A 16,253-nucleotide genomic window follows, 5' to 3' on the forward strand; every position below is an offset into this window, starting at 1 on the left:
CCCGCCACGCGGGGCGCACCCTCGTCGCTTCAGCAGGCGGGCGCGACCGGTTCGTTCGAGCCGGTGTTGACGAAGCCGTCGCTGATGAAGGAGCCGTTGGGGAGGCGGTTCCAGAGGTCGGTCGTGCCCCAGAGGCCTTGGACGGAGCCGCCGCGGGTGGTGCAGACGATCGACACCACCTCGCCGTCGTTGGCGCGGCCGGTGATCGTGTAGTTGAGGCCGGGGCCGGAACGGAGGTTGACGTAGGTGTTCGAGCCCGCGTCCACCGTGCCGGTCGGGTAGTCGCCGGGGGTGTCGCCGCCGCTGGGGCCGTAGTTGGTCACGCGGCCGTTGCCCGGGTACACGCGGGTGCCGTTGCGCTCGGCGTAGCCGCCGTAGGCTGAGCTGCCCTCGTAGAACGTCCAGCCGCCGAACACCTTGCCGTTGACGCTGGTCTGGGTGGTGCCGCGCAGCAGCGAGAAGTGGACGTGGGCGCCCGTGCTGTTCCCGCCGCACGGCAGCTCGTTGCCGATGTGGCCCAGGTACGTGCCGGTGTTCACGGCGCTGCCGTCGCTCAGGTTCGTCAGGTTGTACATGTGGTAGTACGTCGTCGTCCACCCGTTGTCGTGGACGACTTTCACCAGCGCGCTGCCGTTGCGGATGCAGCTCTTGTAGACGCGGCCAGGTCCGGCGGAGAGCACCCGGCCGTCGCCGCCGCTGAAGTCGATGGAGTTGAACGGCCTGCTGGTGCCGCTGTCGCCGTGCGGGCCGCCGCCCATGTACCAGGCGACGCCCTGGGCCCAGGGCAGGCCGAGGCCGGTGTCGGTGGCCGCGGCGGCCTGGGAGGCGGTGTAGTTGGCAGCGAAGGTGCGCTTCTCGCCCTCGCTGAGCACCGGCGCCTGGGCGGCCAGCCGCACGAAGCCCTCGGTGCCGTCGAGCTCGACCTGCCAGCGGCCGCGGTCGCGGCGGGCGATGAACAGCGCCGTCTGCGGCGACTGGTGCTCGGCGGTGGCCGTCAGCGGGATCGTCGTGCTGCCGAACACCCAGTTCCCGGACGTCCGGGTCGGCTCGAACAGCGGTTCGCGGACCGACTGGGCGCCGGGCCCGCTCCGGTCCATCATGGCCGCGCGGACCACCGTGGGCAGGTCGGGCGCCGCGGTCGCGGCCGGGGTCGCGACGACCACCGCGCCGCCGACGGCGACGGCCGCGAGCACGGCCTTGATCGATGTTCGGGACATGTGCCCTCCACATATCGCAGGGTCGACGGCGCGTGCAGGGGACGCCGTCGCGCAGATGACAGCGGCGCTCGCGTGGGGTGGTCAAGACCACGCCGGGGCGCGCGCGGTCGTCTGTGATGCGGAACGGCAATACTGTGAAGCGATACCCACCCCGTCAGGGCTTTTCGCTGACCGGCCGCGCTCCTACTCTCTGATATTCCACAGTCGGGACAGGAGCGGCCCGTGGCGACCACCGGGAACGACGTCGACGCGCTGCTGCGCACCGGCCCGTTCCACGAGGCGCTGCGCGCGGCCATCGACCGCAGCGGGCTGACGCTGGACCGGCTGCGCGAGCGGCTCGCCCGGCGCGGCATCCACGTGAGCCTGGCCAGCCTCAGCTACTGGCGGCTGGGCCGCAGCCGCCCCGAGCGCCCGGATTCGCTGCGCGCCGTGGTCGCCATCGAGGCCATCCTGGGCCTGCCCCGGCACTCCCTGGAGGCGCTGCTCGGCCCGCCCCGGCCGCGCGGGCGCTGGGTGGGCCGGGAGTCGCAGGGCAGGCGCTACGGGTCGCTGCTGGAGCCCGCCCAGTCCCTCGCCGAGACGGTCGAGGCGCTGGCCGGGCCCTCCGACGGCAAGCTGCGCCCGTGGTGGCTCGACGAGGCGGTCGTGGTGGGCCGAGGCGGCGCGCTGCGGCGGGTGCGGGCCCGGCAGGTGGCCCGCGCGGTGGCCGACGGCCCGGACCGCCACCTGGCGGTCTACTGCGGCGAGCCGGGCGAGGACCCGGCCGGGATCGCGTTCACGGCGGTGGAGAACTGCAGGCTGGGCCGGGTGCGCAGGCATCGGAGCGCCCCGGTCGTGGCCGCCGAGCTGCTGTTCGACCGGACGCTGCACAGCGGGCAGACGCACCTGTTCGAGTACGACGTCGCCATCACCGGCGGGCGGCCCGCCACCGACTACCGGCGCGCGTTCCGCTACCCGGCCGACAGCTACGTCCTCAGCGTCCGCTTCCACGCGGGCAGGCTGCCCGTGCGCTGCTCGGGCTTCGTGCAGCACGGCGAGGACACCGCGCAGGTCAGCGACGAGGAGCTGGGCATGACCGCGGGGCGCATGGTGCACGTCGCGGAGCGGGAGGTGCGGCCGGGCGTGGTCGGGATCGCCTGGGAGTGGGCCTAGGGCTTGACGGCCCGGTGCAGGGCGACGACGCCGAAGGTGAGGTTCAGCCACTCGACCTCGCCCCAGCCCGCGTCGGCGATCAGCTCGGCGACCGCGCGCTGGTCGGGCCAGTCGCGCATGGACTCGGCCAGGTACCGGTAGGCATCGGGGTTGGACGAGACCGGGCGGGTGAGCAGCGGCAGGCCGCGCAGCACCACGTTCCGGTAGAGCCAGCGGATGGGCCGCCACGGCGGCTGGGAGACCTCGCAGACCACCAGCCTGCCGCCGGGGCGGGTGACGCGGGCCATCTCCCGCAGCGCGCCGACCGCGGGCTCCATGTTCCGCAGGCCGAAGGACACCGTCACCGCGTCGAACGCGTCGTCGGCGAACGGCAGGTGGAAGGCGTCGGCCGCGACCCTCGGCATGCCGCGGTGCGCGCCGTGGCGCAGCATCTCCAGGGAGAAGTCCGCGGCAACGCACCAGGCTCCGGAGCGGGCGTACTCGACAGTGGAGACCGCCGTCCCGGCGGCCAGGTCCAGCACCCTCTCCCCGGGGGAGGCGTCCAGCGCGCGACGGGTCAGCTCCCGCCACCGCCGGTCGAACCCCATGGTCATGACCGTGTTGGTGCGGTCGTAGCGCTTCGCCACCCCGTCGAACATCGATGCGATGTCGGCGGGGTTCTTGTCCAGCCCGGCGCGGCCCATGGGCCGAACTGTACGACCTCAGTCGAGGCGCAGCGCGGTCAGCATCCCGCGCACCGAGCTCGGCCAGTCGAACTGCTCCGCGCGGGCCCGCGCCGCCGCCCTGCGGTGCGGTTCGGGGACGTCCAGCAGGCCGGTCACGGCCTCGGCGAAGGCGGGCGCGGCGTCGGCCACCGCCGCCCCGCAGTCCGGGCGCACCAGCTCGCCGAGCGCCGACGAGCGCGACACCACGACCGGGGTGCCCGAGGCCAGCGCCTCCAGCGCGGCCAGGCCGAAGGTCTCGTGCGGACCGGGGGCGAGCGAGACGTCGGCGGTGGCCAGCAGGTCGGCCACGGCCATGCGGTCGCTGACGAACCCGAGGAACGTCACCGGGAGCCCGGCCGCCCGCCGCTCCAGCGCGGCCCGCCTCGGCCCGTCGCCCGCCACGACCAGCCGCGCCCGCACGCCCGCGTCGTGCAGGGCGGCCAGGGTGTCGACGCTGCGCTCGACGTGCTTCTCCGGCGACAGCCGCCCGCAGTGCACCAGCAGCGCGTCCGCGCCCATGGCCAGGTCCGCGCGCAGGCCGCGGTCGCGGCGGGCCGGGGTGAAGGTGGCCAGGTCGACGCCGAGCGGCACCTGGGCGACGTTGCGCGCGCCGATGCGGTCGAACTCCGCGCGGGCGAACTCCGTGGTGCACACCACCGTGTCGTAGGCGTCGGCCATCCGCCGGTTGGCGAAGTCCGCGCCGCGGCGGGCCAGCGGCGCGGGCAGCAGGAACTGCTCCAGCAGCCGGTCCAGCCGCTCGTGCGAGATCACCACGGACGGGACGCCGCGCTGCCGGGCCCAGCTGCCCATGCCGCGCAGAGTCAGCCGGTCGGACACCTCCAGCCGGTCCGGCCGCAGCCCGGACAGCAGCGCCTGCACGCGCAGCGGGTCCACCGCGCGGTAGCCGCCGGTGCCCGGGATGCCGGGCGCGGGCAGGGTGATGCGCCGCACGCCGCCGGGCAGCACGTCGTCGCGGCGGCGCGGGCCGGGGACGACCAGCACGACCTCGTGCCCGGCCGCGGTGTAGCCCGCGCCGAGGTGGTGCAGCGCGGTCCGCAGGCCGCCGGAGCGCGGGCCGTAGAAGTTGGCCAGCTGCGCGATCCGCATCAGGCGGCCTTCCGCACCCGGCCCACGGTCACCGCGCCGTAGTGTTCGACCAGCTCGTCGCACACCGCGCTCCACGTGCGGCCCTGCACCCGCGCCCTGGCCGCGGCGCCCATGCGCCTGCGCAGCAGCGCGTCGGCGAGGCGGTCGACGGCCAGCGGCAGCTCGGCGTCGAAGCCGTCGGGGTCGAGCAGGTAGCCGGTGCGGCCGTGGTCGACGAGGTCGCGCGGCCCGCCTGCGTTCGGCGCGATCACCGGCAGCCCGGAGGCCATCGCCTCCTGCACGGCCTGGCAGAACGTCTCGTGCGGTCCGGTGTGGACGAACACGTCGAGGCTGGCGTACGCCGAGGCGAGCGCGGCCCCGTCGCGGAAGCCGAGGAACGCCGCGCCCGGCATGGCCCTGCGCAGCGCGTCGGAGTCCGGCCCGTCGCCCACGACGACGACCCGCACGCCCGGGCGATCGTTCAGCGCGGCCAGCCGCCGGACCTGCTTCTCCGGCGCGAGCCTGCCGACGTAGCCGACCAGCAGCTCGCCGTGGGGCGCGAGCTCGCGGCGCAGCTCCCGGTCGACGTGGTCGGGGTGGAAGCGGCGGACGTCGACGCCGCGCGCCCACCGGTGCACGCGCGGGATGCCGTGCGCGGCGAGATCGGCGACCGACGCGGTGGACGGCGCCAGGGTGCGGTCCGCGCCGCAGTGCAGGCGTCTGATCCAGCGCCATGCGGCGCGCGCGCCCCGGCTGAGCCCGTACGCGGCGGCGAACCCGGCCACGTCGGTCTGGTAGACGGCGACGGTCGGCACGCCGAGCCGCTTGGCCGCGCGCAGCCCGGCCGCGCCGAGCACGAACGGCGACGCCAGGTGCACCACGTCGGGGGCGAACCCGGCCAGCTCGGTGTGGATGCGGGGGCTGGGCAGCCCGATGGGCAGGGAGGTGATGACCGGCAGGTCGACGGCCTTGACCCGGTGCACCCGCGCGTGCAGGTACTCGTCGGGCCCGGTGGTGCCCGGGGCGATGACCATGGCCTGGTGGCCGCGGGCGTGGAGGTGCTCCAGCACCCGCAGCACGGAGTTGGTCACGCCGTTCACCTGCGGCAGGAAGCTCTCGGTGACGATGGCGACGCGCACGGGGGGAACGTCGCACCCGGCGCTGACCCTGGGGTGGGCGGGAGCGTGACCGTGCGGCGAACGCCTCCCGAACATGCGGAGCGGTGGCCAACCTTGGCCAGATGATGGACGGGAGGTCACCTTCCGGTTGGGCTGTGGACACCGACCGTGGTCAATCTAGGTTGGCATGACGCTCTTGTCCTCCCGGCCGGTCGAGCCGGGCCTGCTCTCCCGTGCCCTGGAGGTGGCGGGCAGACTGGCCAACGACGCCACCGACGTGATCACCGCGACCGCCGGGCGCGGCGCGCGGCCGGGCGTCAAGGACAACCCGTTCGACTGGGTGACCGACACCGACCGGACGCTGGAGCGCCACACCCGCCGCGTGCTGACCGCCGAGTTCCCGGGCATCCCGGTGATCGGCGAGGAGTTCGGCGGCGACGCCGGGGGCGCGGAGTTCCACTGGGTCGTCGACCCGGTGGACGGGACTGCCAACTACGTGGCGGGCATGCCGTGGTGCGCCTACAGCCTGGCGCTGGTGGACGACGAGGGCCCGGTCGTCGGCGTGGTCGCCGACCCGTACCGCGCCCAGATCTACGCCGCCGCCCGCGGCCGGGGCGCCCGCGCCAACGGCCAGCGGGTCACGCTGGCCGACCGCTCGGACGTCGCGGGCGCGATCGTGTGCACGGAGCTGTCGGCCACCGGGGCGTGGCCGGGCATGGGCGCGTTCATCGAGCAGGCCGCCGCCGCGCACGCCGGGGTGCGCGTGCTGGGCTCGGCGGCGCTGACGATCGCGCAGGTGGCCCTGGGCCACGCGGCCGCGGCGGTCCTGCACAGCTACCACGCGTGGGACGTGGCGGGCTCGCTGGCGTTCGCGCTGGAGGCGGGCGCTGTCGTCCTGGACCGCACGGGCGCCGACGCCGCGCTGCCCGCCGACGGCCTGCTGGTCGCCGCCCCCGGCGTCGCCGACACGGTGCTGGCGTGGTGGCGCGCCACCCAGCGCTCCGACGCGCCCCTGCCCCGGCAGGCGCCTTTCGCGGACACCACCGAGGCGGTGTAGCCGGTCAGCGGATGAGCGGCCGGGCGGCCTGCCAGCGGTCGATCCGTCCCATGAGGACGATCGCGGCGAGCGCCGCGGCGCCGGTCAGGCCCGCGCTGAGCGTGGTGGCGACGGCGATGGCGCGGAACGCCCGCTCGGTCTGGTCGTCGGCCAGCAGGAACACGGTCACCAGGTCGACGGCGTGGGCGGTCAGGAACGCCGACCACCACACGGTCACCAGGAGGCTCGGTTTGAGCCGCGCCAGGTCGGCGTGACGGGCGGGGGTGGCCGGCCTGCTGGCGCGGTGCACGTCGCCCACGACCATCTGCGGCCACCACAGGTTGGCCACCGGGACCAGCCAGGACAGCACGGCCCACCGCACGCGGTGGCGGTGCGCGCCGTCGCAGGTCCGCGCCGCGGTGACCCGGGCCCGCCACAGCCACGCGGCGAACGCGAGCCAGGAGACCGCCAGGCCGACCAGCCACGCCCACGACAGCCACACCGAGCGCTGCTCGGCGGCGGTGATCTGCTCGACGGTCACGGTGGGCGCGGCCGAGTAGACGTCGCGGACCAGCCGGTAGGACGCCCACGACTGCCAGGCCACCAGCCCGGCGACGGCCGTGGTGAGCAGGATCGACCCCGACGCCACGACCCGCGCGCCCCGGTTCGGGCTGCCGGTCGGCCGCTCGGTCGGCAGCGCGACCACGCCCATGGGCGGCGTCGGCACGTCGGTCACGGCGCCCCCTCCCCCGCAGGCCTGTCGGATCAGGCATCGCCCGGGGGGGCCGCGGTGTTTCGGGGCTCAGGCGTCGAAGTCGACGGTGACCGCGTCGGTGGTGGGCAGCGCCTGGCAGGTCAGCACGAACCCGGCGTCGATCTCGTGCTGTTCGAGGGCGTAGTTGCGGCGCATGCTCACCTCGCCGGTGACGACCTTGGCCCGGCACGTCCCGCACACCCCGCCCTTGCAGGCGAACGGCAGGTCGGCGCGGACGCGCTGGGCGGCGTCGAGGATCGGCTCGTCGAAGGGCAGCGACAGCGTCGTCTCCCGCCCGTCCAGCAGCACGGTCACCGCCGCGGTCGGACCGTCAGGGCGGGTCTCGTCTGCCCGCTTCGGCTCCGGCGGCGGTTCGTCCACATAGAACAGTTCACGGTGGATCCGGTCGGCGGGCACCCCGCGCGCGGCGAGCACGTCCGTGGCGTCCGTCACCAGTCCGAACGGGCCGCACAGCCACCAGTGGTCCACGTCCTCCGACGGCACCACGGCGTCCAGCAGCGCGGACAGGCGCTCCGCGTCGAGCCGCCCGGAGAACAGCTCGACGTCGCCCGCCTCGCGGGACAGGACGTGCACCAGCTGCAGCCGCGCCGGGTAGCGGTCCTTCAGGTCCGCCAGCTCCTCGGCGAACATCACCGTGTCCGTGCGCCGGTTCCCGTAGAGGATGGTCACGCGGTTGTCAGGCTCGGCGAGCAGGGTCGCCGCGATCGACAGGACCGGCGTGATGCCCGAGCCCGCGGCGATCAGCGCGTGGTGCCCGGGACAGGTTGGGTCGGGGCTGAAGTTCCCCAGCGGGGGCAGCACCTCCAGCACGTCGCCGGGGCGCAGCGAGTCCACCAGGTGCGCGGAGAACAGCCCGCCGTCGACCCGCCGCACGCCGATGCGCGGGGCCGCGCCGACCGGCGCGCAGATGGAGTACGAGCGCCGCTCCTCGCGGCCCTCCACCACCTGCCGCAGCGTCAGGTACTGCCCGGCCCGGAACGCGAACTCCGACCGCAGCGGCTCCGGCACGGCGAAGGTGACCGCCACCGCGTCGGCGCAGAGCCGGTCGACCCTGGCGACCGGGAGCTCGTGGAACGTGCGCCGCACTTCAGATCTCCTTGACGTGCTCGAACGGCTCCTTGCAGTCCCCGCAGGCCCGCAGCGCCTTGCACGCCGTCGAGCCGAACCGCGACAGCTCGCGCGTGCGGAGGGACCCGCACCGGGGACACGCCACGCGCGCCGCGGGCGGCTCCAGGTTCAGCGGCACCGGCCCGCGCCGCCCGATCCGCGACGGCGGCGCGATGCCGTGCTCGGCCAGCTTGCGCAGGCCGTCGTCGCTGATCCAGTCGGTGGTCCACGCGGGAGCCAGCACCGTCCGCACCTCGACGGAGGTGTAGCCCGCCGCGGTCAGCGACCGGGTCAGGTCCGCGCGCATCTCGTCCAGGGCGGGGCAGCCGGAGTAGGTCGGCGTGATGGTGACGACCACGTGGTCGCCGTCCTCGTGGACGTCGCGGAGCACCCCGAGGTCGGCCAGGGTCAGCACCGGCAGCTCGGGATCGAGCACCGCTGCGGCGACCTCTCGCGCGCTCACCAGGTCGCCCCCGGCATCGACCGGTGCACGTGCTGCATCTCGGCGAGCAGGTAGCCCATGGCCTCGGTGTGCACGCCGTCCCGGCCGCCGCGCCCGGCCACCGTCGCCAGCGGCGACACCGCAGGCCGGGCCAGCGAGGCCGCGGCGAACACGGTGTCCAGCACCTCGTCGACCTCCGCGCGCAGCGCCGCCGAGTCAACGGCGATGCCGGGCAGCCGCGCCTCCACCGGGTGCGGGGCGAACAGCTCGTCGACGAACGGCCACACCTGCTCCAGGCCCGCGACCATGCGCTCGCGGGAGAAGTCGGTGCCGCCCGCCAGCCGCAGCGTCCACTGGGCGGCGTGGTCGCGGTGGTAGGCGACCTCCTTGACGCCCTTGGCCGCGACCGCGGCGAGCACCGGGTCGCGGGAGCCGGTCAGCCGCTGCAGCAGCGCCAGCCGGTAGGTCGAGAACACCAGCAGCCGGGCGATCGTGGCGGCGAAGTCGCCGCCAGGGCCGGGCCCGCAGTCGATCTCCACCAGCCGCACGTTGCGGAACTCGTGCTCGTCGCGGGTGAAGGCCAGCGCGTCCTCGTCGCAGGCAACGCCGTCGGCCTCGGCCGCGCGGGTGAGCAGCAGCCGTGCCTGGCCGAGCAGGTCGAGCGCGATGTTGGCCAGCGCGACGTCCTCCTCCAGCTCCGGCGCGCGCGAGCACCACTCGGCGAGGCGCTGGGACAGGATCAGCGCGTCGTCGCCGAGCATCAGGCAGTACGCGGTCAGGTCTTCGGTGTCAACCTCGGCGGGCAGCGCGCGGTCCACCCCGGACAGCGCGGCGGTGAAACCGGTGCCGAAGGCCCAGTGGCGCTCCTCGCCCGTGTCGACGAGTCCCTCGTAGGCGTTCACAGGTGCGGCACGTCTTCCGGGATCGCGTAGAAGGTCGGGTGGCGGTACACCTTGTCGCCGCTGGGCGCGAAGAACGGGTCCTTCTCGTCCGGGCTCGACGCGGTGATCGCGGCCGCGGGCACGACCCAGATGCTCACGCCCTCGTTGCGGCGGGTGTAGAGGTCGCGGGCGTTGCGCAGCGCCATCTCGTCGTCGGGGGCGTGCAGCGAGCCGACGTGGACGTGGTTGAGGCCGCGCTTGCCGCGCACGAAGACCTCGTAGAGGGGCCAGGACGACCGGGGACCGCGCCCGGCCGCCGGTTCGCTCGCTCGCTCGGTCACGCCACCTGCTCCTCGCCGCTCTTCTTCGCCGCGTAGGCCGCCGCGGCCTCGCGCACCCACGCGCCGTCCTCGTGCGCCTTGCGCCGGTGGGCGATCCGCTGCGCGTTGCACGGCCCGTCGCCACCGACGACCTGCCAGAACTCGGCCCAGTCGATCTCGCCGAAGTCGTGGTGGCCGCGCTCGGCGTTCCACCTGAGATCGGGGTCGGGCAGGGTGACGCCCAGCTTCTCGGCCTGCGGCACGGTCATGTCGACGAACTTCTGGCGCAGCTCGTCGTTGGTGTGGCGCTTGATCCGCCACTTCATCGACTGCTCGGTGTTGGTCGACTCGGTGTCCGGCGGGCCGAACATCATCAGCGACGGCCACCACCAGCGGTCGACCGAGCGCTGCACCATGTCCCGCTGCGCCTGGGTGCCGCGCATCATGGTGAGCAGCAGCTCGTAGCCCTGGCGCTGGTGGAAGGACTCCTCCTTGCAGACGCGGATCATCGCCCGCGCGTACGGCCCGTAGGAGGTCCGGCACAGCGGCACCTGGTTGACGATCGCCGCGCCGTCGACCAGCCAGCCGATCACGCCGACGTCGGCGAAGGTCAGCGTGGGGTAGTTGAAGATCGACGAGTACTTCTGGCGGCCCTCGACGAGCTTGGCCGTCAGGTCCTCGCGGTCGGCGCCCAGGGTCTCGGCGGCGGCGTAGAGGTAGAGCCCGTGGCCCGCCTCGTCCTGCACCTTGGCCAGCAAGACCGCCTTGCGCCGCAGCGAGGGGGCGCGGCTGATCCAGTTGCCCTCCGGCTGCATCCCGATGATCTCGGAATGCGCGTGCTGGGCGATCTGCCGGATCAGCGTCCTGCGGTACCCGTCGGGCATCCAGTCGCGCGGCTCGACCCGGTGGTCGGCGGCGACGACGCGCTCGAACTCGTGCTCCAGCTCCACGCGTCCGATGTTACACGTCGGACCCGTTTTCGCGGATAGCTGTCACACTCGCTTCGTGCGGTGTGGCGGCCGCAGGTGCAGCGGCCCCTGCTTGCGCAACCACCACAGCACGACGCCCGCCACGGCCCAGACGGCGGCGAGCAGGCTGGTCACCGGCAGGATCGTGAGCGCGGCGCCGCGCCCGGCCACCCGCACCAGGTCCGGATTCCGCGCGTCGTACTCGACCCGGACGACCTGCCCCTCTTCGAGGTGTTCGGGGTACAGCACTCCCACGGACGGCACCTGCTCGGCCCCGTCGGGCGTGGTGAACCGCACCAGCGTGCGGTGGAAGGCGACGCTGACGACCTCGGCCTCCGCCCGGCCCACATGGTTCTCGATCGCCGCGTCCTCGACGAACGCCGCCACGATCAGCAGCAACCCGAACACGCTCAGCAAGCCCCCGACCCCGACCACCACCCGGGCCACCGCGCGGCGAACCCGCGCCTTGCTGTCGAGCTCAGGCACAGACCCACCCTAGTGCGCCACCTGCCCCGCTCAGCAGCACGGTTTCCGGGCAGGCGGGAGGGAAGCCGGAGACCGCCGCCGCTCGCCCTGGCCTTGACGGACCACCACTCCCGGCCGGACCGGACAGCGGAGCGCGTGTCAGCGGTCCACACGGATGGAGCGGCCACCGTGCCGATCGCCCGAGGAAGGGGACGCCCTCAACAGCCACCATCACGAGGGCGGTCCGGTCAAGGAGCCAGAAAACGCCCTCGCTCGCCCTGGTCCCGCCAGGCCAGCGCAACACCTCACACCACCCGACCAGGTAGCGCCGGACGTCAGCGGCCACACGAATAGAGCGGCCGCCGCGCCGATCACCCGAGGAAGGGCGACGCCCTCAACAGCCACCATCACCAGGCCAGGCCGGTCGAGGAGCCGGAAACCGCCCTCGCTCGCCCTGGTCCCGGCAAGCCAACGCAACACCCCACACCACCGGACCGGACAGGAAGTCAACTGTCCACGCGGATACAGAAGCCGTGCCGATCACCCGAGGGAGAGTGATGACCTCAACAGCCACCACCGGGGACGCGGGCCGGTCGGCGAGCCGGAAGTCGTCGCGGAACCGGCAGGGCGGCGGCGCATCCCGCGCCGCCTGACCGGACAGCAGAGGGCCTCAGCGGTCCACGCGGGTGGAGAGGCCGCCATGGCGTTCGCCCGGGGAAGGGTGACGTCCTCGACAGCCACCATCGCGAGGGCGGGCAGGTCGGGGGGCCGGAGGCCGCCGTCGCTCGTCGTGGTTCCGGCGGGTTGGCGGACCACCCGAGCGGACTGCGGAGCGCCGTCAGGTGTTTGTGCTGGTGAGGGCGCGGATGTAGAGATCCGTCTCGGCGGCCGCGCCGATCGCGCGGTGGAGGGCGATGCCCTCGACGGCCACCAGGACGAGGGCGGCGCGGGCGTGCGGGTCGGGGGAGCCGTGGGCGCGGAGCCAGTCGGTCAGGCGGGCGCGCAGGGTGGCGACCAGGTCGGACAGGCCCGTGCGCAGGTCGGGGTGGCGGGGGGCGGCGAGGTAGATCTCGGCCATCAGACGGTTGGCGGGGTCATCGGGCGGGTGGGCGTCGAGTTGGGCGATCAGCCGGGCGATGCCGTCGTCGGGGTCGGTGGCGTCGTCGAGGAGGGTGAGCCAGGTGTCGCCGAAGGAGCGGCAGAAGGCCAGGGCGGCGGCGGTGAGCAGGTCGGGCACCGTCGGGAAGTGGTAGTGCACCAGGCCGGAGCGCACGCCCGCCCGTTCGGCGACAGCGCGGGTGGTGACCGCGCTCCAGCCGACCTCGGGGATCAGCGCCAGCGCCGCGGCCAGCAGGCGCTCGCGGGTGGCCGCGCCGCGCGCGGACATCAGCGCAGGGCCCCGGCGACCGCGGCGCGCAGTCGGGCGTGCAGGTCGCGGAGCCGGTCGCGGTCCGCGCGGATCTCGACCACGCGCAGCCCCGGGGCGGGGCGCAGGGCCGCGGCGAACTCGGCGTGCGACGCGGCGAGGGTGTGCGGGACGCCGTGGGCGGCGCACAGCGCGGCCAGGTCGACGCCGTGCGGGGTGCCGAACACCCGCTCGAAGGCGGCCTTGTGCTCGGCGGCGCCCTGTTCGAGCAGGGAGAAGATGCCGCCGCCGTCGTCGTTGAGCACGACGACGGTCAGGTCGGGCCGGTCCTCGCCGGGGCCGATGAGCAGGCCGTTCGTGTCGTGCAGGAACGTCAGGTCGCCGACCAGCGCGTAGCCGGGCACGCCTGCGCCGAGCGCCACGCCCGCCGCCGTGGAGAGGTTGCCGTCGATGCCCGCGACGCCGCGGTTGGCGTAGATCGCCACGTCGGCGCGGTGGTCGGCGACGAGGTCGACGTCGCGGACCGGGTTGGACGAGCCGAGGAACAGCGCCGCGCCCGAGGGCAGCGCGTCGACCAGGGCGCGGGCGACGTGCAGGCCGGTGGGCCACGGCTGCTCGCCGAGCAGCTTGTCCACCGCGGTCGCCGCTGCCGTCTCGGCCTCCAGCCAGCCCGCCAGCCACGCCGGGTCGGGCCGCTCGGCGTGGGCGAGGTCGTCGTCGTCCAGCCAGCTGCGCACGTGCGTGGCGACGTACTGCGGGTCGGTCCACTGCGGATGGTCGCCGATGCCGATGACCGGCGCGCGGTCCATCAGGCCGCGCACGCCCCGGGAGAGCGTCGGGCGGCCGACCACGACCACGGCGTCGGGGCGCAGGCCGTCGGGCAGCTCGCCGGAGAGCAGCAGCGGGCCGCCGCGCAGCACCCGGGCGCCGCCGGACACGGCCGCCGCCGCGCCGACCGGCTCGGCGATCACCGGCCAGCCCGCCTTGGCGGCCACCGCGGCCGCCGCCCTGGCCCGCACCGGGTCGCCGCTGCCGACGACCATGAGCGCGCGGGCGGGCAGCGCGAAGTCGACCCGGTTGCCCGGCGGCGTCCGCTGCGCCGACCACGTCGTCCAGCGCGCGCCGCCCGGCCTGCCCTGGAGTGAGTCCGGCCACTCGTCGCCGAAGGTCGGGACCAGCGGCTCGCGGAACGGGATGTCCAGCTGGACCGGCCTGCCGGTCTCCGCGCGGGCGACGCCGCGGCACACCAGGCCGCGCCAGACCGGGTTGAGCCCGGCGCGGTGCTCGGCGACGGGGAAGTCCACGGCCACGGCCGCGCTGCCGAAGATCCCGCGCTGGTCGATGGTCTGGTTGGCGCCGGTGCCGTGCAGCTCCGGCGGCCGGTCGGCGGTGATGAGCAGCAGCCCGACGCCGGAGTGGTGGGCCTCGAGGACCGCGGGGTGCAGGTTGGCCACCGCCGTGCCGGAGGTGCACACGACCGCGGCCGGGCGGCCGGTCGCGCGGGCCAGGCCGAGGGCGAGGAACCCCGCGGCGCGCTCGTCGACGCGGACGTGCAGGCGCAGCCGGTCACGGGCCTCGAACAGGGCGAACGACAGGGGCGCGTTGCGCGATCCCGGGCAGAGCACCACGTGGCGCACGTCGTTGCGGACGAGTTCGTCGACGACCACGGTCGCCATCGCGGTGGACGGGTTCACCGGCCCAGACTGCCACGCCTGGCATGCTCTGGATGTGGCTGACCCCCAGGTTTCGGAGCTGTTCGACCCGGCGCAGTGGCGCGAGATCGAGGGCTTCGACTTCACCGACATCACCTATCACCGTGCCGTGGACACCGGCGCCGTGCGGATCGCGTTCGACCGCCCCGAGGTGCGCAACGCCTTCCGCCCGCACACCGTCGACGAGCTGTACCGGGCGCTTGACCACGCGCGGATGAGCGCCGACGTCGGCGTGGTGCTGCTCACCGGCAACGGCCCGTCCCCGCGCGACGGCGGCTGGGCCTTCTGCTCCGGCGGCGACCAGCGCATCCGCGGCCGCACGGGCTACCAGTACGCCTCCGGCGAGACCGCGGACACCGTCGACCCGGCGCGCGCGGGCAGGCTGCACATCCTGGAGTGCCAGCGGCTGATCCGGTTCATGCCCAAGGTCGTCATCGCCGTGGTCCCCGGCTGGGCCGCGGGCGGCGGGCACAGCCTGCACGTGACCTGCGACCTGACCCTGGCCTCGGCCGAGCACGCCCGCTTCAAGCAGACCGACGCCGACGTGGGCAGCTTCGACGCAGGCTACGGCTCGGCGTACCTGGCCAGGCAGATGGGCCAGAAGTTCGCCCGCGAGGTGTTCTTCCTCGGCCGCGCCTACACCGCCGACGAGATGGTCCGCATGGGCGCGGTCAACCGCGCCGTGCCGCACGCGGAACTGGAGGCCGAGGCGCTGGCCTGGGCGCGGGAGATCAACGGCAAGTCGCCCACGGCCCGCCGGATGCTCAAGTACGCCTTCAACCTGATCGACGACGGCCTGGTCGGCCAGCAGCTGTTCGCGGGCGAGACGACCCGGCTGGCGTACATGACCGACGAGGCGGTGGAGGGCCGCGACGCGTTCCTGGAGAAGCGCGACCCGGACTGGTCGCCGTACCCGTACTTCTACTGATGGAGCGGCTGCGCGCCGTCCTGGAGTCGTCCGGGGTGTGGACCGTGCGGACCTCGGGGTCGACGGGGACGCCGAAGACGGTCCTGCTGTCGGCGTCCTGCCTGCTCGCCTCCGCGCACGCCACGCACGCCCGGCTGGGCGGGCCGGGGGCCTGGCTGCTGGCGCTGCCGACCGACCACATCGCGGGCCTGCAGGTGCAGGTGCGCTCGCTGGTGGCGGGCACGGTCCCGAGCGTGCTGACCGGCCCGTTCCGCGGCCCGTCCTTCGTGGCGGCGGCCTCGGCGGTGCCCGCCGACGGCCCCCGGTACACCTCGCTGGTGCCGACCCAGCTCACCCGGGTCCTGTCCTGGGGCGGGTCGGCGCTGGCGGCGCTGCGCTCGTTCGACGCGGTCCTGGTCGGCGGCGCCGCGCTGGCGTCGCCGGTCCTGGACGCCGCGCGCGAGGCGGGCGTGCGCGTGGTGACGACCTACGGCATGACGGAGACCGCGGGCGGCTGCGTCTACGACGGCGTGCCGCTGGACGGGGTCTCCGTCGAGCTGGTCGACGGCGTGATCCGCATCGGCGGCCCGACCGTCGCCATCGGCTACGCGGACTCGCCCCCGTTCGACGGCTGGTTCACCACCTCCGACCTCGGCGAGTTCGTCGGCGGCCGCCTCCGCGTCCTGGGCCGCGCCGACGACGTGATCAACACCGGCGGCGAGAAGGTCGCCCCCGCCTCGGTCGAGGCGGTGCTGCTGGCCCAGCCGGGCGTCCGCGAGGTGTGCGTGGTGGGCGTCCCGGACCCGGAGTGGGGCCAGCGGGTGGCCGCGGCCGTGGTCGGCGACCTCACCGAGACCGCCCTGTCCGCCGTCCGCACGGCGCTGGGCGCCGCGGCCGTGCCGCGCCGGGTCGCGGTCGTGGACGCCTTGCCGGAGAAGGACTCCGGCAAGGTGGACCGGGCCGCGGTGGCGCTGATGTTCGCGGAATGACGCCGAGG

At 74.6% G+C, this 16,253-nt stretch carries 17 protein-coding genes; 4 read left to right on the forward strand and 13 right to left on the reverse strand.

Annotated features, from left to right (window positions below; all coding sequences use genetic code 11):
* Positions 1-29: 29 nt before the first annotated feature.
* The gene (locus Actkin_RS30175) at positions 30-1,217 is read right to left on the reverse strand and encodes a M23 family metallopeptidase (protein WP_258905105.1); all 1,188 of its coding nucleotides are present in this window, start codon (positions 1,215-1,217) and stop codon (positions 30-32) included.
* A gap of 222 nt (positions 1,218-1,439) precedes the next feature.
* Here Actkin_RS30175 and Actkin_RS30180 point away from each other — a divergent pair, with 222 nt between their 5' ends.
* Positions 1,440-2,369, forward strand: coding sequence for a hypothetical protein (locus Actkin_RS30180; RefSeq protein ID WP_258905107.1), 930 nt, complete (start codon positions 1,440-1,442; stop codon positions 2,367-2,369).
* On the opposite strand, the gene Actkin_RS30185 is transcribed toward Actkin_RS30180, so the two are convergent.
* Genes Actkin_RS30185 through Actkin_RS30195 form a run of 3 tightly spaced genes read right to left on the reverse strand, consistent with a single transcriptional unit; the run spans position 2,366 to position 5,298 of the window.
* Positions 2,366-3,052, reverse strand: a complete 687-nt coding sequence (locus tag Actkin_RS30185) for a demethylmenaquinone methyltransferase (RefSeq protein WP_189209417.1) — start codon at positions 3,050-3,052, stop codon at positions 2,366-2,368. The genes Actkin_RS30180 and Actkin_RS30185 overlap by 4 nt on opposite strands.
* A gap of 18 nt (positions 3,053-3,070) precedes the next feature.
* Positions 3,071-4,180 (reverse strand): glycosyltransferase, encoded by a 1,110-nt coding sequence (locus Actkin_RS30190; protein ID WP_258905108.1) that lies wholly within the window; start codon positions 4,178-4,180, stop codon positions 3,071-3,073.
* Positions 4,180-5,298 (reverse strand): glycosyltransferase family 4 protein, encoded by a 1,119-nt coding sequence (locus Actkin_RS30195; protein ID WP_258905109.1) that lies wholly within the window; start codon positions 5,296-5,298, stop codon positions 4,180-4,182. Before Actkin_RS30195 ends, Actkin_RS30190 begins: the two co-directional genes overlap by 1 nt.
* Positions 5,299-5,464: 166 nt before the next feature.
* Between Actkin_RS30195 and Actkin_RS30200 the strand changes: the two genes are divergently transcribed.
* Positions 5,465-6,334 (forward strand): inositol monophosphatase family protein, encoded by an 870-nt coding sequence (locus Actkin_RS30200; protein ID WP_189209414.1) that lies wholly within the window; start codon positions 5,465-5,467, stop codon positions 6,332-6,334.
* 4 nt (positions 6,335-6,338) lie between these two features.
* Here Actkin_RS30200 and Actkin_RS30205 read toward each other — a convergent pair whose 3' ends face one another.
* The 9 genes from Actkin_RS30205 to menD form a co-directional block, all read right to left on the reverse strand.
* Complete coding sequence (locus Actkin_RS30205; protein ID WP_258905110.1) at positions 6,339-7,049, reverse strand: DUF4328 domain-containing protein; 711 nt, start codon at positions 7,047-7,049, stop codon at positions 6,339-6,341.
* Between the two features lie 66 nt (positions 7,050-7,115).
* On the reverse strand, positions 7,116-8,174 hold the full coding sequence (paaE, locus tag Actkin_RS30210) for a 1,2-phenylacetyl-CoA epoxidase subunit PaaE (RefSeq protein WP_258905111.1): 1,059 nt from the start codon (positions 8,172-8,174) through the stop codon (positions 7,116-7,118).
* 1 nt (position 8,175) lies between these two features.
* Complete coding sequence (paaD, locus tag Actkin_RS30215; RefSeq protein ID WP_189210115.1) at positions 8,176-8,661, reverse strand: 1,2-phenylacetyl-CoA epoxidase subunit PaaD; 486 nt, start codon at positions 8,659-8,661, stop codon at positions 8,176-8,178.
* Positions 8,655-9,539: a 1,2-phenylacetyl-CoA epoxidase subunit PaaC gene (paaC, locus tag Actkin_RS30220; RefSeq protein WP_258905112.1), complete on the reverse strand. Its 885-nt coding sequence runs from the start codon at positions 9,537-9,539 to the stop codon at positions 8,655-8,657. The genes paaD and paaC overlap by 7 nt, the downstream gene beginning before the upstream one ends.
* Positions 9,536-9,859, reverse strand: a complete 324-nt coding sequence (gene paaB, locus Actkin_RS30225) for a 1,2-phenylacetyl-CoA epoxidase subunit PaaB (protein WP_189209410.1) — start codon at positions 9,857-9,859, stop codon at positions 9,536-9,538. Before paaB ends, paaC begins: the two co-directional genes overlap by 4 nt.
* A complete protein-coding gene (gene paaA, locus Actkin_RS30230; protein WP_258905113.1) occupies positions 9,856-10,788 on the reverse strand; it encodes a 1,2-phenylacetyl-CoA epoxidase subunit PaaA in 933 nt (310 codons plus the stop codon). The genes paaB and paaA overlap by 4 nt, the downstream gene beginning before the upstream one ends.
* A 42-nt stretch (positions 10,789-10,830) precedes the next feature.
* Positions 10,831-11,292 carry a DUF3592 domain-containing protein gene (locus Actkin_RS30235; RefSeq protein WP_229786652.1) on the reverse strand — a complete coding sequence of 154 codons (462 nt, stop codon included), beginning with the start codon at positions 11,290-11,292 and terminating at the stop codon, positions 10,831-10,833.
* A gap of 817 nt (positions 11,293-12,109) precedes the next feature.
* Positions 12,110-12,658 carry a TetR/AcrR family transcriptional regulator gene (locus Actkin_RS30240; RefSeq protein ID WP_258905114.1) on the reverse strand — a complete coding sequence of 183 codons (549 nt, stop codon included), beginning with the start codon at positions 12,656-12,658 and terminating at the stop codon, positions 12,110-12,112.
* Positions 12,658-14,331, reverse strand: coding sequence for a 2-succinyl-5-enolpyruvyl-6-hydroxy-3-cyclohexene-1-carboxylic-acid synthase (gene menD, locus Actkin_RS30245; protein ID WP_258905115.1), 1,674 nt, complete (start codon positions 14,329-14,331; stop codon positions 12,658-12,660). The genes Actkin_RS30240 and menD overlap by 1 nt, the downstream gene beginning before the upstream one ends.
* A gap of 34 nt (positions 14,332-14,365) precedes the next feature.
* Between menD and Actkin_RS30250 the strand changes: the two genes are divergently transcribed.
* Together Actkin_RS30250 and menE are read left to right on the forward strand one after the other, a co-directional pair.
* On the forward strand, positions 14,366-15,277 hold the full coding sequence (locus tag Actkin_RS30250) for a 1,4-dihydroxy-2-naphthoyl-CoA synthase (protein WP_189209406.1): 912 nt from the start codon (positions 14,366-14,368) through the stop codon (positions 15,275-15,277).
* On the forward strand, positions 15,277-16,245 hold the full coding sequence (menE, locus tag Actkin_RS30255; RefSeq protein WP_258905116.1) for an o-succinylbenzoate--CoA ligase: 969 nt from the start codon (positions 15,277-15,279) through the stop codon (positions 16,243-16,245). The genes Actkin_RS30250 and menE overlap by 1 nt, the downstream gene beginning before the upstream one ends.
* Positions 16,246-16,253: the final 8 nt, after the last annotated feature.

The sequence above is a fragment of the Actinokineospora sp. UTMC 2448 genome (genome assembly GCF_024760565.1).
GTDB classification, from domain to species: Bacteria; Actinomycetota; Actinomycetes; order Mycobacteriales; family Pseudonocardiaceae; genus Actinokineospora; species Actinokineospora fastidiosa.

Bases quoted from the DNA above. Each gene is read 5' to 3' on its own strand.
- Actkin_RS30185 (WP_189209417.1), bottom strand. From the start codon at position 3,052: ATGGGCCGCGCCGGGCTGGACAAGAACCCCGCCGACATCGCATCGATG.
- Actkin_RS30200 (WP_189209414.1), top strand. From the start codon at position 5,465: ATGACGCTCTTGTCCTCCCGGCCGGTCGAGCCGGGCCTGCTCTCCCGT.
- Actkin_RS30190 (WP_258905108.1), bottom strand. From the start codon at position 4,180: ATGCGGATCGCGCAGCTGGCCAACTTCTACGGCCCGCGCTCCGGCGGC.
- menE (WP_258905116.1), top strand. From the start codon at position 15,277: ATGGAGCGGCTGCGCGCCGTCCTGGAGTCGTCCGGGGTGTGGACCGTG.
- Actkin_RS30175 (WP_258905105.1), bottom strand. From the start codon at position 1,217: ATGTCCCGAACATCGATCAAGGCCGTGCTCGCGGCCGTCGCCGTCGGC.
- Actkin_RS30240 (WP_258905114.1), bottom strand. From the start codon at position 12,658: ATGTCCGCGCGCGGCGCGGCCACCCGCGAGCGCCTGCTGGCCGCGGCG.